Below are 16,920 nucleotides of genomic sequence, written 5' to 3'. Positions count from 1 at the left end.
ATGCGTATCAATCCCGCATTCGATCTGCACCCGGCGCAACAGAACGATCCGGCCAGGATCGACAAGGTCGCGCGCCAGCTGGAAGGCCAGTTCGCGCAGATGCTGGTCAAGAGCATGCGTGACGCCAGCTTCGGCGACTCGCTGTTCCCCGGCGAAAACAAGATGTTCCGCGAGATGTACGACCAGAAGATTGCCGAGGCGATGACCCGCGGCAAGGGGCTGGGCCTGTCGGGCATGATCAGCCGGCAGCTGTCCGGCCAGGCCGCCGAGGGTCCGGCGCTGGATACCCGCGTGGACCCGGCCAAGGCCAGCCGTGCCTACCAGCTCAATGCGCCGGCCAGGCCGGCACCGTCGCTGCCACTGGAAGATGGCAGCCAGGCCGTTCGTTTGCTGCAGCAGATGGCCGCCGGTGCGCAGCAGGGGGCACAGGCGGCAGTCGCGCCGATGGAGCAGGCCCTGGACCTGATCGCCGGCCGTGAGAGCAGCAGCATGCACCGCTCGCTGGGCACCGAAGATCCGTACATCGGCAGCCTGCAGGGTGAAGACTGGGCCGCCCGCAGCGACCAGTGGTCGGCCACCGCCAGCAATCGCGGCACCGCGATCAACCCAACCGATGCGATGGCCACCCGCACCGCCGTCGCCCAACTGGGCGAGCACACCCCGGAAGGCTTCGTCGCCAGTATCTGGCAGCACGCGCAGAGTGCAGCCAAGGAGCTGGGCGTGGATGCCCGCGCCCTGGTGGCACAGGCGGCGCTGGAAACCGGCTGGGGCAAGCGCCACATCAAGCACGCCGATGGCAGCACTTCGCACAACCTGTTCGGCATCAAGGCCAACGGCTGGAACGGCCAGCGCGCCGTGGCCGGCACCCATGAATATGTCGACGGCGTACGCCGCAACGAGACTGCCAGCTTCCGCGCCTACAGTTCGCCGGCCGAGAGCTTCGCCGACTACGTGCGCCTGCTGAAGACCAGCCCGCGTTACCAGCAGGCCCTGCAGGCCGGCACCGACGTGCAGGGCTTTGCCCGCGGCCTGCAGCGCGCCGGCTATGCCACCGATCCGCGCTACGCGGCCAAGATCGCCGCGATCGCCGGTGGACCGACCATCGAGCGCGCGGTCAGCGCCGTCGCCGAGGCCGGCACGCGCCTTGGCCAGACCTTCGCCAGCACCGCAACCGCGGCGCTGGGTATCACTCGTCGTTGAGGAACCCCATGTCCAGCGTACTTTCCACCGGTACCGGTGCCCTGCTCGCCTTCCAGCGTGCGTTGGCGACCACCAGCCACAACGTGGCCAACCTCAATACCCCGGGCTACAGCCGGCAGAAGGTCAACTTCGCCACCGCTGATCCGCAGAACTACGGCTACGGCACGGTCGGCAACGGTACCCGCATCACCGACATCCGCCGCACCGCCGATCAGCTGGCCATCTCGCGCCTGCTCGACAGCAGCGGTGAGCTGGCGCGCCTGAAGCAGCTCTCCGGCATGGCCGACCGGGTCAACGCGCTGTTCTCCGACGCCGCCACCAACGTGGCCGGTGTGTGGTCGAACTTCTTCGACTCGGTCAGTGGCCTGTCCTCCAATGCGTCCGGCACCGCCGACCGCCAGAACATGCTCGACGGCGGCAAGGCGCTGGCCAATCGCTTCGTGCAGCTCAACACGCACCTGAACAACCTCAACAGCGAGGTCAACAACGGCCTGATGGCCGGTGCCACCGAGGTCAACCGCCTGGCGCAGGAGATCGCGCAGATCAACGGCGCGATCGGCACCAACCTCGCCACGGCAGCGCCTGACCTGCTTGATCGTCGCGACCAGCTGATCACCCAGCTGATCGGCTACACCGGCGGCACGGCGGTGATCCAGGACGGCGGCATCATGAATGTCTACACCGCCGGCGGCAACGCGCTGGTGGTGGGTACCACGGCGACCAAGGTCACCACCGTGGCCGACCCATACCAGCCCGAGCGCCTGCAGCTGGCGCTGGAGACCCAGGGCAACACGATCCGGCTTGATGCGAAGGCGGTCGGTGGCCAGATCGGTGGCCTGCTGGAGTTCCGCGACACCGTGCTGACCCCGGCCCAGGCGGAACTGGGCAAGCTCGCCGTGGGCCTGGCCGAAACGTTCAACCAGGCCCATCACCAGGGCGTGGACATGTATGGCCAGCTGGGTGGCGACTTCTTCAACATCGGCAACCCGCGCGTCACCGCCAACAACGCCAACGCCGGCACCGCGAGCCTGAGCGCCACCTATGGCGACCTCGGCAAGCTGGATGCACAGAACGTGGTGCTGCAGTTCGACGGCACCAACTGGAAGGCCAGCCGCGCCGACACCGGCGCCAGTGTTCCACTGACCGGCACTGGCACCGCTGCCGACCCGCTGGTGATCAACGGCGTCAAAATGGTGGTCGGCGGCACTCCGGCCGCCAACGATCGGTTCCTGCTCCAGCCCACCGCAGGTGTGGCCGGCAGCATGGAAGTGGCGATCACCGATCCCTCGCGCATCGCCGCTGCTGCTGCGGTGAAGGGCGCGGCCGCGACCTCCAACACCGGCACCGGCAAGCTCAGCGGGGTCACCGTCAGCGATTCGACCAACGCCAACCTGCGCAATCCGGCCGCGATCGTGTTCACCTCGGCCACCACCTACACCATCGATGGCGGCCCGCCGCAGACCTACACCCCCGGCCAGACCATCAGTGCCAACGGTTGGAGCTTCGTGCTGGACGGCGCTCCGAAGGTCGGCGACACCTTCAACATCACCCCGACCCCGGCCGGCTCCTCGGACAACAGCAATGCCGCCAAGCTGGCCAAGGTCGAGAGCGCCAAGGCGTTCAACGCTGGCACCGTGACGCTGAACGGCGCGCTGGGCGGCCTCACCACCCAGGTCGGCGCCGCAGCACGTTCGGCCGAGTACTCGCTGGACGCCCAGCTGGTGATCAATGACAAGGCGCAGGAAGCGCGCGATGAAGTGTCCGGCGTCAACCTGGACGAGGAAGCCGCCGACATGCTGCGCCTGCAGCAGGCCTACCAGGCGGCCTCGCAGCTGATCTCCACCGCCGACAGCATGTTCCAGACCATCCTGGGAGCCGTCCGCCGATGAGCAGCCGCATCTCCACCAGCATGATGTACAACCAGTCGGTGTCGCTGATGATGGCCAAGCAGGCCAAGCTCAGCCACCTGGAGCAGCAGATCGCCACCGGCAGCAAGATCGTCAGCGCGAAGGACGATCCGGTCGGCGCCGGTGCTGCCGTGGGCCTTGATCGCAGCCTGGCAGCCCTGGACCGGATGAAGCTCAATGCCGGCAACGTGCAGAACCGACTGGGCGTACAGGAAAACACCCTGGCCCAGGTCAACGATCTGATGGCGCGCGTCAACGACCTGACCATCCAGGCCAGCAATCCGGCACTGGGCGCCACCGACAAGAAAACGCTGATCACCGAACTGAACCAGATCCGCGAGGGCCTGCTGTCGCTGGCCAACGCCGAGGACGGCACCGGCCGCTACGTGTTCGGCGGCACCAACGATGGTGATCCGCCGTTCGCCAAGATCAATGGCAAGGTGGTCTACCGTGGCGACCAGACCCAGCGCCAGATTGAAGTCGGCCCCGATACCTATGTACGGGATGCCCTGCCCGGCAGCGAAATCTTCATGCGCATTCCTACCGGCGACGGCTTCGTCGATGGTGTTGCCGCGGCCGGCAATACCGGCAACGGCGTGCTGACCAACATCACCCGCGATGGCAGCGACAGCTGGAACGGCCAGTCCTTCAGCATCCGCTTCACCGCCGCCGACCAGTACCAGGTACTGGACGGTGCTGGCAACGTGACCGGCACCGGCACGTTCAAGGCCGGTGACAACGTCGAAGTCAACGGTGTACGCCTGCAGATCACCGGCGCACCCGCTGCCGGTGACAGCTTCAGTGTGAAGCCGGCAACCAGCCGCGACATCTTCGACACCATGGACAAGTTGATTGCCGCGCTTGATGCCGACACCGGCACCACCGCCAAGATGAGCGCGCAGCAGAACGAACTGCAGAGCGCCCTGCGCGATGTGGCCCGTGCGTCGGAGCGGATGATCGATTCGCGTGCGGCCGGCGGTGCGCAGCTGAAGGCACTGGACAATGCCGCCGACATGCGTGAAGCGAACAGCGTGACCCTGAAGACCACGCTGTCGCAGATGCGCGACCTGGACTACGCCGATGCACTGAGCCAGTACCAGCTGCAGAGCACCGCGCTGCAGGCGGCACAGACGATCTTCTCGCAGATGCAGTCGATGTCGTTGTTCAACAAGATCCGCTGACGCTTCCCCAGCGTCACCCCTGAAAGGCCGCGATGCCCTGCATCGCGGCCTTTTTCGTTTCTGCGGTCCGTTGCCGCGGAACACGCCGGCGCACCAGCCCGCCCTGCGCGCATTTTCCGTGATTGCCCATCAAGCCAGGCTGGCCCCCGCCGATACCTTCATCAGCGCTGGCTGGGCTTGCCCAGCCGCCCCTTCCGGGGGCACTTCCACGCCCTTCCAGGGTTGGAAAACCCCGGAAAAACAGCCTCCGGCAACGAATTGCGGCTTCAACGGAATTCACGGCTAAAGGTTGTTGACAAAGCGCCGTTATTCATTTGGCAACAGCGAAGCACACAGCCACACAAAAAAACAGGCGGCGCTTCGTTTCATTCACCAACGGGTTCCATATAAGAGGAGACGACCCCATGGCACAGGTAATCAACACCAATACGATGTCGCTCAACGCTCAGCGCAACCTGAGCACCAGCGGCAGCTCGCTCGCTACGACCATCCAGCGCCTCTCGTCTGGCCTGCGCATCAACAGCGCGAAGGACGACGCGGCCGGCCTGGCCATCAGCGAGCGCTTCACCACCCAGATCCGTGGTCTGGACGTGGCCATCCGCAACGCCAACGACGGCATCTCGCTGGCCCAGGTCGCCGAGGGTTCGCTGAACGAAGTCGGCAACAACCTGCAGCGCATCCGCGAACTGGGCGTGCAGGCCTCCAACGCCACCAACTCGGCCAGCGACCGCAAGGCGCTGCAGGCCGAAGTGACCCAGCTGGTCTCCGAAATCGACCGCGTGGCCAAGCAGGCCGACTTCAACGGCACCAAGCTGCTGGATGGCAGCTTCACCAGCCAGCTGTTCCAGGTCGGCGCCAACGCCGGCCAGGCCATCGCCATCAACAGCGTGGTCAACGCCAAGGCCGATTCACTGGGCGCGGCCACCTTTGCCAACGGCTACACCGGCACCAGCCTGGCCGCCGCCGACAAGGCCACCGCCGACACCACCTACTCGGGCCTGCAGGTCTCGGTCACTCCGCCGGGTGGCACCGCCACTACGGTCACCATCAGTGACTTCACCGTGAAGGCCGGCGAATCGATCACCTCGGCCACCGCTGCGGCGATCAACAACAAGCTGGGCGAAACCGGCGTGGTTGCTTCGGTCAATGCCGGTGTCATCAGCCTGGCGTCGGTCAAGGATGGCCAGACCTTCGCCCTGGGCGTCAGCGCCGCAACGCCGCCGACCGGCGTCACCGCCGCCACCCTCGCCGGCCTGGGCCTGACCGAGACCAGCACCAACGGCGGCACCCTGACCGGTGCAGCGGTCAGCTTCGTCAAGGACCTGAACGTCACCACCGCCGAGGGCGCGCAGAAGGCGATGTCGATCGTCGACAAGGCCCTGGAGTCGGTCAACAGCGTCCGCGCCGACCTCGGCGCCATCCAGAACCGCTTCACCTCGGTGGTGGCCAACCTGCAGACCTCCTCGGAGAACCTGTCGGCATCGCGCAGCCGCATCCGCGATACCGACTTCGCCAAGGAAACCGCCGAGCTGACCCGCACCCAGATCCTGCAGCAGGCCGGTACGGCCATGCTGGCCCAGGCCAACCAGGTACCGCAGAACGTGCTCAGCCTGTTGCAGCGCTGACATGAGCCGCCCCCGGGGCACGTCGGGGGCGTCTAACCCAACTCACGTGCAACCGCTCAAGGACCTCTCCTCATGGCACAAGTCATCAACACCAATACGATGTCGTTGAATGCTCAGCGTAACCTGAGCACCAGCGGCAGCTCGCTGGCCACCACCATCCAGCGCCTGTCCTCCGGTTCGCGCATCAACAGCGCCAAGGACGACGCCGCCGGCCTGGCGATCTCCGAGCGCTTCGGCACGCAGATCCGCGGTACCGACGTCGCCATCCGCAACGCCAACGACGGTATCTCGCTGGCCCAGGTCGCCGAAGGTTCGCTGACCGAAATCGGCAACAACCTGCAGCGCGTCCGCGAGCTGTCGGTGCAGGCCTCCAACGCCACCAACTCGGCCAGCGACCGCAAGGCCCTGCAGGCCGAAGTGACCCAGCTGGTCTCGGAAATCGACCGCGTGGCCAAGCAGTCGGACTTCAACGGCACCAAGCTGCTGGACGGTTCGTTCTCCAGCCAGCTGTTCCAGGTGGGCGCCAACGCCGGCCAGGCCATCGCCATCGACAAGACCATCGACGCCAAGGCCAACGCCCTGGGTGGTGCCCGCTTCGATACCAACGCGCTGGCCCTGGCCGATCCGGGCACCAACGCTGACTTCAGCACCACCGGCCTGTCCATCAATGGCGTGGCCATCGCTGACGTCTCGGTCAAGCAGGGCGCCGACGCCGCTGCCACCGGCAAGGCCTCGCGTGAAGCGCTGGTGACCGCGATCAACGCCAAGATCGGCGAGACCGGCGTCTACGCCGAAGTGAACGGCACCGCCGGCGTCACCCTGACCTCGGTCAAGGACAGCGCCAACGCTGATGGCTCGTTCAAGGCGATCACCGCGACCCCCGGCACCTGGGCAGGCAACACGCAGGCGACCTTCACGGCCACTGCCGATGCTGCGGCGCCGGCCGCCAAGTACGCCAGCAACCTGGACGTGAGCACCGTGAAGGGCGCCCAGCAGGCAATGGAAATCGTCGACAAGGCCCTGGGTGCGATCAACAGCACCCGCGCCGACCTCGGCGCGATCCAGAACCGCTTCACCTCGGTGGTGGCCAACCTGCAGACCTCGTCGGAAAACCTGTCCTCGTCGCGCAGCCGCATCAAGGACACCGACTTCGCCAAGGAAACCGCCGAGCTGACCCGCACCCAGATCCTGCAGCAGGCCGGTACGGCCATGCTGGCCCAGGCCAACCAGGTGCCGCAGGGCGTGCTCAGCCTGCTGCGCTGATCCGCTCTCTGCTCGACCTCCGGGCGCCGCATGAAGCGGCGCCCGGCTCCTGAAACACGTCCCACCTTCGCCAAAGGAAAAGCACCATGGCACAAGTCATCAACACCAACACGATGTCGCTGAATGCTCAGCGTAACCTGAGCACCAGCGGCAGCTCGCTGGCCACCACCATCCAGCGCCTGTCCTCCGGTTCGCGCATCAACAGCGCCAAGGACGACGCCGCCGGCCTGGCGATCTCCGAGCGCTTCGGCACGCAGATCCGCGGTACCGACGTCGCCATCCGCAACGCCAACGACGGCATCTCGCTGGCCCAGGTCGCCGAAGGTTCGCTGACCGAAATCGGCAACAACCTGCAGCGCGTCCGCGAGCTGTCGGTGCAGGCCTCCAACGCCACCAACTCGGCCAGTGACCGCAAGGCGCTGCAGGCCGAAGTGACCCAGCTGGTCTCGGAAATCGACCGCGTCGCCAAGCAGTCGGACTTCAACGGCACCAAGCTGCTGGACGGCTCGTTCTCCAGCCAGCTGTTCCAGGTCGGCGCCAACGCCGGCCAGTCGATCGCCATCGACAAGACCATCGACGCCAAGGCGGGCTCGCTGGGCACCTCGACCTTCGCGACCGGTGCAACCGCGGCCCTGACTGCCAGCACCGACGGTGCGCGCTTCTCGGGCACGGTGATGGGCGTGGATATCGGCACCGTCGAAGTGAAGGCCGGCGCCACCACGGCTGACGCATCCAAGGCCGTTGCAACCGCCATCAACGCCAAGATCGGCGAGGCCGGCATCTACGCCGAAGCCAACGCCGACGGCACCCTGAAGCTGAGCTCGGTGAAGGAAGGCAAGGCCGTTGCCACTGCCGACATCGCCCTGATGCGCAGCGACTACGACGCCACTGCCAAGACCTGGGGCACTGCGGCCGCCGCCGGTGCCTACACCGCCGGTGCTGACACTTCGGCCAACGTGCAGAAGCTGGACGTGAGCACCGTGCTCGGCGCGCAGCAGGCCCTGGAAGTGGTCGACAAGGCCCTGGGTGCGATCAACAGCACCCGCGCCGACCTCGGTGCGATCCAGAACCGCTTCACCTCGGTCGTGGCCAACCTGCAGACCTCGTCGGAAAACCTGTCCTCGTCGCGCAGCCGCATCAAGGACACCGACTTCGCCAAGGAAACCGCCGAACTGACCCGCACCCAGATCCTGCAGCAGGCCGGTACGGCCATGCTGGCCCAGGCCAACCAGGTGCCGCAGGGCGTGCTCAGCCTGCTGCGCTGATACACAGCAAGAAGGCGCCGCTGCCGTCGGGTCGAACCGACGGCAGCGGCAACCGGGAAGCCACGATGCACGAAGGCGCGGGCCATGCCCGGCCCGGGATCACTCCCGAACCGGCTTGGCATCGCCCGCTCCTGCGGACCTCTCTTTCAGCGCTGTACCTTTGACTGTACGTACCGGGCGGCTTCGTCTCCCCCCGATTGTCAGTAGCCTGATCCCTCCCCTGCATTGGGGGAGGGCTTTTTGCAGACTCCCGGCAGCCCGCGGTGAACCTACCCGCACCCTGCCCCAACCCTCCTGCAACCCGCGTGCCAGAACCCGCGCCGGAGCATTGGCACGGCACATGCATCAACGAAGTCCTCAAGACCCAGCGGCGCAGGCCGCTATTTTCGTTGACGACGGGCCACCGCACGGCGGCCAGGCCCGGATACCAGGAGAAACGACGTGGCAGACTTTGGATACGGTGGCATTGGCTCGGGACTCAATATCTCGGACATCGTCAACCAGCTGGTCGCAGCCGACCGCAAGCCCGCCGACAATGCGCTGAACCTGCAGCAGTCCAAGGCCAAGATGCAGCTGTCGTCGATCGGCACCGTCACGGCGGCCTTCGATAAGCTGAAGACCGCTCTGACTGCGCTCAAGGCCACGACGGCCTTCGACACCCGTACCGTCACCGCCACGGGCAAGGCCGGTCCGAACAATGCAGATGATGTGCTGACGGCATCGGTGGCGCTGTACGACGTGGGCACGACCAAGGCAGCGGCCTCCAACGGTACGCATCAAGTGGAGGTGAAATCCCTCGCCACGGCACACAAGCTGATTGCCGACACCTCGGTACCGAAGACCGACACCTTCGGCGCCGGAACCTTGACGCTGACCGTTGGCGTGGGCGACAAGGCGAAGACCATGAACGTGGCGGTGGAGGACGGCGACACCCTGACCACGATCCGCAACAAGATCGATGCCGCCGGGCGCAAGGAAGGCGTGCAGGCCACGCTGATCAGCTCGGGCGACAACCAGTATCTGTCGATCGCCCAGGAAAAGACCGGTGCCGCCAATGCGATCAAGCTGGAGTATGCCGGCAGCGACCCGAAGCTGGGTGCACTGGTCGGCAGTCTGAAACAGAACACCGCTGCAGCGGATGCCGAACTGACCATCGATGGCGTGAACGTGGTCAGTGCCAGCAACACGGTGACCGATGCGGTACCGGGCCTGACCCTGAACCTGAAAGTTCCCGGCAGGAGCACCGTGGTGATCAGCACCGACACTGCCGCCGCGACCAAGGTCATGCAGGAGTTCGTGACCGCCTATAACGCGGCGATCGCGGCGATCAACACTGAAACCAAGTACGACGCCAAGACCAAGGAAGCCGCCACCCTGACCGGCGACGCGCAGATGCGCGGCGCCTCCAGCCAGTTGCGTTCGATGATGTCGAGCGTACTGAAGGAGCTCTCCGCCGACGGCCTGGACCCGAAGGTGCTGGGCCTGCAGACCCGTGGCTATCCCAACGCCGACGGCAGCCTGGTGCTCGACACCACCAAGTTTGCCGCAGCACTGGCCAGCCAGCCTGAAAAGATCCGCTCGGCCATCACTGGTGACACCGGCGGTGCTGGCACGCTGTACACCATGGTTGACGGCTACGTCAGCACCACCGTCGGCAAGGAAGGCGCCTTCGTCGCCCGCACCAAGGGCCTGAACACCACGCTGGACAACATCGACAAGCGCCGCAAGGACCTCGACACGCGCATGAAGAACGTCGAGGAACGCTACAAGAAGCAGTTCCTGGCGCTCGACAGCCTGATGGGCAAACTGCAGCAGAGCAACTCCGCACTGCAGCAGCAGCTGGCACAGCTGAACCGCTAAAGGACTGCGTGCAACGCTCAAGTTTGGCGCGCAACGCACCGATAACGGACGCAACAGCAATCATCGCCGCGCCGTCGGTACCGATCCCACGATCAGCCGGCGGCACCCCGCGCAAGGAGAATCACGAATGTACGGTTCCAGCCGTCAATATGCCGAGCAGTACCGCCAGGTGGGAGTGACCAGTGCGGTCGCCGATGCCGATCCGCACAAGCTGGTGGCGATGCTGCTGGCCGGCGCGCTGGAGCGCGTACGGCGCGCGCTGGCCAGCCTTGAGCGCGGCGACCAGGCCGGCAAGGGCAAGGCGATCGGCGAGGTCTGTGCGATTGTCGGCCACCTCAACGGCTCGCTGGATCATGAAGCCGGCGGCGAGATCGCCGGGAATCTGTCGGCGCTGTACGACTACGTGCTGCAGCGCCTGACCGAGGCCAACCTGCACAACGATCGTGCCGCGCTGGATGAATCGCTTCAGCTGCTGGGCGAGATCGACAGCGCCTGGAATGCGATCCCGCAGGAACAGCGCCGCCCGGCCGCGGTGGCGCCATGAGCCTGCACGAACTGCACGCCCAGCTGGACGCCTTCGAGAAGGCCCTGGGCGACGAGTCCCTCGAGCAGGCCGACAGCCTGCTCGACGGTCACGACAGCACCCTGCATGCACTGCTCAGCCAGCCGCTGACCGCCGACGACCACGCACCGCTGACCGCGCTGTTCGAACGCCAGCAGAATCTGCTCGGCCTGCTGCGCCAGCGCCGTGATGCAGCAGCCGCACTGATGAACGACGGTCAGCGCTCCCTTCGCGCGGCACATGCCTACCTGCAGGCAGAATCGCTGGCATGACCCAACTGCCGACCACGTCGCTGCATCATCCGGCCGAAAGCGAGCTGTTCGACGAGACGCTCAGCTGCGAGCTGGCCCTGCCGGCCGAGTTCCAGGCAGGCAGCGCGGCCGGTCGCACCAGCAGCGCCGAAGGCCTGCTGCGCAGCCTGGCGCTGGTTGAAGACAGCCGCGTTGACGAACATGACGACCGCAATGAAGCCAGCCTGCAGTTGCAGCGGCTGGAGGCCAAGCTGGATCTGGCGATGGTGCTGCTCGGCCGTCTGGTACGCCAGCAGGGCCAGGAACTGACCCTGCGCCCCGTGCGCTGGTCGCGCCGCGGCATCCGCCTGCAGCTGGGCCCACGCAGTGGCGCCAGCCCTGGCCAGGCCGGCGTGGTGCGCCTGCAGCCCAGCGATTGGCTGCCCGACCACATCGACCTGCCGGTGGAAGTGATCGCCGAAGCGGCGGACGGTGGCGGCGGTCACTACCTGTGGCTGCGTTTCCAGCGTCTTGGCGATGGCCTTGAGATGGCAATGGAGCGGCACTTGTTCCGCCTGCACCGCCGCCAGGTGGCCGAGGCGCGCCGCGCCCGCTGAAACCTGCCACCATCACGCTTTGCGGGCAAGCCTTGGCGCGCCCGTTCAGCTAAGTTAAGGTGGACTCCCCTACACGGATCTGTTGCGTGCCTGTGCGAGTTCTCATCGTCGACGATCACACCCTCGTCCGCGCCGGCCTGGCGCGGCTGCTGCAGGGGTTTGCCGACGTGCAGCTTGTTGCCGAGGCCAGCAACGCCGAACAGGCACTGCAGCTGGCCCTGCAGCACGCACCGGATGTGGTGCTGATGGACCTCTCGCTGCCGGGCCGCACCGGCCTGGAAGCACTCAGCGACATCCGCCTGCGCGCGCCCGGTACCCGGGTGGTGATGATGACCATGCACGACGATGCCGCTCACGTGCGCGATGCGCTGGACCGCGGCGCGGTCGGGTTCGTGGTCAAGGATGCAGCACCGCAGGAGCTGGAACTGGCGCTGCGCGCCGCGCACGCCGGCCAGGTGTTCCTGAGCCCGCAGATCTCCGCCAAGATGCTGGCACCGATGCTCGGCCGCGAGAAGCCCACCGGCATCGCCGCGCTGTCGCCGCGTCAGCGCGAGATCCTGCGCCGCATCGGCAAGGGTGAGAGCAACAAGGAAATCGCCGCCGACCTCGGCATCAGCGTCAAGACGGTGGAGACCCACCGCGCACGCATGATGGAATCGCTCGGCTGCCGCCGCGCCAACGATCTGCTGCTGCTGGCCGCGCGCCACCAGCACGAGCTGGAATAAGCGCCAGCCTCAGCGGGACGAAGCGATGGCTGGGTAGAGTGGGCTGTTGGTAGAGTCGACTGTCAGGCGACTTGCGCGCGGAGCGCGGGACTTTTCCTTGGTCTGATCGGAGAGCAGTCGACTGACAGTCGACTCTACCGGTGATCGTCTCTATCGACAGCCGACGCAGCCAACCCGCACCCAGCGTCGAATTCCCGTCATCCCAACACTCCCCGACAGGAATCCGTACACGGCGCAGCCCGATCAATCCGGGCCCTGCACCGGAAATCAGCAACTTAGCAGCGATCATCGTCAACAATCCGCGTCGATGTAGGGAATACCCCTACACCCTGTCGGGACATTCACCAAGCCCCTCAGGAACCCCCTGATTCCGCCCCCGCCGGATCAAAAGCAAGATGTGTTCCACAAGGCGCCGGGGAGCGGTGCCGGGGAACCACGATGAAGGCTGCACTCTCGACCCAGCTGGGCCAACAACTTCACCTCACCCCGCAGTTGCTGCAGTCGATCCGGCTGCTGCAGCTCGATGGCCTGCACCTGGAGCAGGAAATCCAGCGCCTGCTGGACTCCAACCCGCTGCTGGAGATCGAAGAGGCCGAAGCGCCCGCCGCCGATGCCACCCAGGCCAGTGCCACCACGATGGACACCGCCGCCTTCGACGAACTGCCCGAGTCGTCGATGTGGGACGTGGCCGGCGCCAGCTGGCAGGACGGCGACGACGACCGCATGGCGCGCATCGCCGCCGGCGAATCGACCGACCCGCAGCTGCGGGTGCTGCAGCGCCTGTCGCTGGACATGGACGACCGCCAGCTGGCCGTCGCAGCATTCTGGCTCGATCACTGCGACGAGGCCGGCTACCTGCAGGCACCGCTGGACCAGCTGCAGCTGCTGGCCAGCGCCCAGTTCGATATCGCCGCCGACGGCGTCGAAGCCATCCGCCAGCAACTGCTGCACGGCGAGCCCGCCGGCATGGCCGCGCAGGACCTGCGCGAAGGCCTGCAGGCGCAGCTGCGCAGCCTCCACGGCGTAGTCCCCGCCCGCCACCTGGCCACCCGCATTCTCGATGGCGCACTCGACGCGCTGGCCGCGCATGACTACCCCGCCCTCGCCCGCCTGCACGACGCCGAGATCGACGACGTGCGCGAAGCCGTGCGCCTGATCCTCTCGCTGCAGCCGCGCCCGGGTGACAGCCTGCTGCCCGAACGCAATGCCGTGGTGGTGCCGGACGTGGTCGCCTGGCACGCCGACGACCAGTGGAAGGTCGCGCTGAACCCGGCCACCAGCCGCCGCGTCTCGATCAACAGCCAGTACGAACAGGCCCTGGCCGAGACCAGCGAGGCCGCACCGGCACTGCGCGAAATGCTGCAGGAAGCGCGCTGGTTCAGCCGCGGCCTGTCGATGCGCTACGACACCCTTCTGCGCACCGCGCGGGTGATCGTCGAGCGCCAGGCCGCGTTCCTGGTGCGAGGCGAGGAGGCCATGGCGCCGCTGACCCTGAAGGAAGTAGCCGAGGAAATCGGCATGCACGAGTCCACCGTCTCGCGCATCACCACCGGCAAGTTCCTGCAGACCCCCCGTGGCACCTTCGAGCTGAAGCACTTCTTCGCCGTTCGCCTGGAAGGTGCCAGCGTCTCCGGCCAGGCCGTGAAGGCCATGGTCCGCCGCCTGATCGACGCCGAACCGGCCGGCCGCCCGTTGGCCGACGAGGCCATCGCCGGCCTGCTGTCGCGTCAGGGGGTGAACATTGCCCGCCGAACCGTCGCAAAATACCGAGAACAACTGGACATCGCCCCGGCCCGTGAACGGCGCCGGCTTGGCGCCAGGCAACCGCAGCTGGCCCGGGTGGGCTGAAAAGGATGTTGGACATGAACAAGCTCACGGTCCTGTTGGTCGATGACCACGAGGGCTTCATCAATGCGGCGATGCGCCATTTCCGCAAGATCGACTGGCTGCAGATCGTCGGCAGCGCCGGCAACGGCCTGGAAGCGATCGAACGCTCGGAGACGCTGCGCCCGCAGGTGGTGCTGATGGACCTGGCCATGCCGGAAATGGGTGGCCTGCAGGCCACCCGCCTGATCAAGTCGCAGGACGATGCACCGTACATCGTGATCGCCAGCCACTTCGACGACGCCGAGCACCGCGAACACGCGCTGCGCGCCGGCGCCGACAATTTTGTCAGCAAGCTGTCCTACATCCAGGAAGTCATGCCGATCCTGGAAGGCCTCAGGGAGGATCGATCGTGAGCGAATCGCGCATCCTGGTGCTGGACAACGACGCCGTGCGCGCAGAGCGCACCGTTGCCCTGCTGGAGTTCATGGATTTCAACCCGCGCTGGGTTGCCGACGCGGCCGACTTCGACCTGGGCCGCCAGCGCCAGAACGACTGGATGGCCGTGATCGTCGGCAGCCTGGGCGACACCGCCGCCAGCACTGCGCTGTACCACTGGCTGGGCGGCAGCAGCCTGCCGCCGCCGGTGCTGCTGGCCGATGGTGATGCTGCAGCGTTTGCCCAGCAGCACGGTCTGCACGAAGCCAACATCTGGCCGCTGGAAACGCCGCTGCGCCATGCGCAGATGGAAGCCCTGCTGCGCCGTGCCAGCCTCAAGCGCCTGGACGCCGAGCACCAGGCCGGCGCCGCGCAGGATCAAGGCCCGACCGGCAACGGCCCGGCGGTGACTGCACTGCGTACCATGATCGAGCAGGTTGCCGCATTCGATACCACTGTACTGGTGCTGGGCGAATCCGGTACCGGCAAGGAAGTCGTGTCGCGTGCGATCCACCAGCGCTCGCCGCGCCGTGATGGTCCGTTCGTGGCGATCAACTGCGGCGCCATTCCGGCCGACCTGCTGGAAAGCGAACTGTTCGGCCACGAAAAGGGTGCCTTTACTGGCGCACTGACCGCGCGCAAGGGCCGTTTCGAAATGGCCGAGGGCGGCACTCTGCTGCTCGACGAAATCGGCGACATGAGCCTGCCCATGCAGGTGAAGCTGCTGCGCGTGCTGCAGGAACGCAGCTTTGAGCGCGTCGGTGGCAACCAGACCATCCGCTGCAACGTGCGCGTCGTGGCCGCGACCCACCGCGATCTGGAAACGCGCATCGCCGAAGGCAAGTTCCGCGAGGATCTGTTCTACCGCCTCAACGTGTTCCCGATCGACGTGCCCGCCCTGCGCGAGCGTCGCGAAGACCTGCCGGCGCTGGTGGAAACCATCGCCGCACAGCTGGCGCGCACCGGCCGTGGCGAAGTGCGCTTCACCCCGGAAGCCCTGCAGGCCCTGGCCGGCTATGACTGGCCGGGCAACGTGCGCGAGCTGACCAACCTGGTCGAACGCCTGGCGGTGCTGCATCCGGGCGGTTCGGTGCGCGTGCAGGACCTGCCGGCCCGCTATCGTGGCGATGCCGCGCTGGCCGCCCCCGCGCCGGCACCTGAGGTTCCGGTTGCCAGCGAAGAACGCCTGGACCTGCGCAGTTTCTCGTTCCATACCCCGGGCAGCGGCAGCCAACCGGCACTGGAGCACGGCATTGCCGTCAATCGCGCCGCCGCCCCGGCGGCACTGCCCGACGACGGTCTGGACCTGCGCAACCACATGGCCAACATCGAACTGGGCCTGATCAACGAAGCACTGGAACGCACCCAGGGCGTTGTCGCCCACGCCGCGCAGCTGCTCGGCCTGCGCCGTACCACGCTGGTGGAAAAGCTGCGCAAGTACGGCATCGAGCGCGAGCAGGCCGAACTGGCCGGCTGAAGCGCGCTACCAGCATGAAGGGGGCACGAACGCCTGGGCTTGCCCGGGCGTTGGTGTTTCTGCCCTCCTTTACACGTTTTCCTAAAGACAGCGGAGCCGAACTGCGGTGCATTGGAGGGACACCCCAAGGAGCTCCCACCATGCATCACCTGATACTGCTCGCCGTTCTGCTCTGCCCGGCCCTGGCCACCGCGGCCAGCTGCACCCTGCCCGCCACGCTCGACCAACGCCAGTTCACCAACCTCAGCGACCCGTTGTACGCACCGGACACCCCCAACGCCGGACGCATGGTGCAGCTCAGCTTTGACAACAACCAGTACGTGTTGGACATCCTCGGCACCGACCTCCGCATCGGCGGCAGCTACCGCTATCAACGCCTGGCCCCGCATATCGCGGAAATCCAGATGACCGAGGCCTACCCGGCCGGTCCCGCCCACTACACCCTGCTGCTGACCTGCCAGAGCGACCACCAGGGCCGCTTCATCTACACCCAGCACGACGGACCCATTGTCCCGCTCCAGCGCCAGAATTCCGGCCGCTGGACCCTGCAGCCGTAGGCCAGAAAACCGACGCCGGTTAAATGGCGCCTCCAATGGGGTCAGATCCCGTGCCGACCAAAGCGTGCCGACCAACGGTCGGCACCCACCCGATCAGCTGTAGCGCTGCTTCAGCATTGCCCACGCCGAACGCAGCGCCAGCGCTTCGCCACCGGCCGGACGGCCCGGGCGTTCACCGTCGTTCCAGGC

The 16,920-nt window shown here is 66.6% G+C and carries 15 protein-coding genes; all 15 read left to right on the top strand.

Annotation, left to right across the window (positions count from 1 at the left end):
- The 15 genes from flgJ (at position 1) to HLA98_RS06425 (ending at position 16,731) form a co-directional block, all read left to right on the top strand.
- The gene (flgJ, locus tag HLA98_RS06495) at positions 1-1,200 is read left to right on the top strand and encodes a flagellar assembly peptidoglycan hydrolase FlgJ (protein ID WP_057501111.1); all 1,200 of its coding nucleotides are present in this window, start codon (positions 1-3) and stop codon (positions 1,198-1,200) included.
- Between the two features lie 8 nt (positions 1,201-1,208).
- Entirely contained in the window at positions 1,209-3,089 is a 1,881-nt protein-coding gene (gene flgK, locus HLA98_RS06490) for a flagellar hook-associated protein FlgK (RefSeq protein ID WP_057501110.1), read from the top strand.
- On the top strand, positions 3,086-4,288 hold the full coding sequence (gene flgL / locus HLA98_RS06485) for a flagellar hook-associated protein FlgL (protein ID WP_057501109.1): 1,203 nt from the start codon (positions 3,086-3,088) through the stop codon (positions 4,286-4,288). The genes flgK and flgL overlap by 4 nt, the downstream gene beginning before the upstream one ends.
- Positions 4,289-4,692: 404 nt before the next feature.
- Positions 4,693-5,913, top strand: a complete 1,221-nt coding sequence (locus tag HLA98_RS06480) for a flagellin (RefSeq protein ID WP_019659613.1) — start codon at positions 4,693-4,695, stop codon at positions 5,911-5,913.
- A gap of 72 nt (positions 5,914-5,985) precedes the next feature.
- A complete protein-coding gene (locus tag HLA98_RS06475) occupies positions 5,986-7,176 on the top strand; it encodes a flagellin (protein ID WP_057501108.1) in 1,191 nt (396 codons plus the stop codon).
- Positions 7,177-7,262: 86 nt separating this feature from the next.
- Positions 7,263-8,441 carry a flagellin gene (locus HLA98_RS06470; protein WP_057501107.1) on the top strand — a complete coding sequence of 393 codons (1,179 nt, stop codon included), beginning with the start codon at positions 7,263-7,265 and terminating at the stop codon, positions 8,439-8,441.
- A gap of 441 nt (positions 8,442-8,882) precedes the next feature.
- Positions 8,883-10,301: a flagellar filament capping protein FliD gene (gene fliD / locus HLA98_RS06465; protein WP_057501106.1), complete on the top strand. Its 1,419-nt coding sequence runs from the start codon at positions 8,883-8,885 to the stop codon at positions 10,299-10,301.
- Between the two features lie 127 nt (positions 10,302-10,428).
- Complete coding sequence (fliS, locus tag HLA98_RS06460) at positions 10,429-10,845, top strand: flagellar export chaperone FliS (RefSeq protein ID WP_005409561.1); 417 nt, start codon at positions 10,429-10,431, stop codon at positions 10,843-10,845.
- Complete coding sequence (locus tag HLA98_RS06455) at positions 10,842-11,135, top strand: hypothetical protein (protein WP_057501105.1); 294 nt, start codon at positions 10,842-10,844, stop codon at positions 11,133-11,135. Before fliS ends, HLA98_RS06455 begins: the two co-directional genes overlap by 4 nt.
- Entirely contained in the window at positions 11,132-11,710 is a 579-nt protein-coding gene (locus tag HLA98_RS06450; protein ID WP_019659609.1) for a PilZ domain-containing protein, read from the top strand. The genes HLA98_RS06455 and HLA98_RS06450 overlap by 4 nt, the downstream gene beginning before the upstream one ends.
- 92 nt (positions 11,711-11,802) lie before the next feature.
- On the top strand, positions 11,803-12,435 hold the full coding sequence (locus tag HLA98_RS06445) for a response regulator (protein WP_005413261.1): 633 nt from the start codon (positions 11,803-11,805) through the stop codon (positions 12,433-12,435).
- Positions 12,436-12,873: 438 nt separating this feature from the next.
- The gene (rpoN, locus tag HLA98_RS06440) at positions 12,874-14,283 is read left to right on the top strand and encodes an RNA polymerase factor sigma-54 (RefSeq protein WP_057501104.1); all 1,410 of its coding nucleotides are present in this window, start codon (positions 12,874-12,876) and stop codon (positions 14,281-14,283) included.
- A gap of 14 nt (positions 14,284-14,297) precedes the next feature.
- On the top strand, positions 14,298-14,675 hold the full coding sequence (locus tag HLA98_RS06435) for a response regulator (RefSeq protein ID WP_010485922.1): 378 nt from the start codon (positions 14,298-14,300) through the stop codon (positions 14,673-14,675).
- Positions 14,672-16,174, top strand: a complete 1,503-nt coding sequence (locus tag HLA98_RS06430; protein ID WP_057501103.1) for a sigma-54 dependent transcriptional regulator — start codon at positions 14,672-14,674, stop codon at positions 16,172-16,174. The genes HLA98_RS06435 and HLA98_RS06430 overlap by 4 nt, the downstream gene beginning before the upstream one ends.
- Positions 16,175-16,314: 140 nt before the next feature.
- Positions 16,315-16,731, top strand: coding sequence for a hypothetical protein (locus tag HLA98_RS06425; protein ID WP_057501102.1), 417 nt, complete (start codon positions 16,315-16,317; stop codon positions 16,729-16,731).
- The last annotated feature ends 189 nt before the right edge of the window (positions 16,732-16,920 follow it).

This window comes from Stenotrophomonas africana, from assembly GCF_013004645.1.
GTDB lineage: Bacteria > Pseudomonadota > Gammaproteobacteria > Xanthomonadales > Xanthomonadaceae > Stenotrophomonas > Stenotrophomonas africana.
The sequence above is the reverse complement of the archived record's forward strand: the minus strand, read 5'-3'. Positions and strand labels throughout refer to the sequence as shown.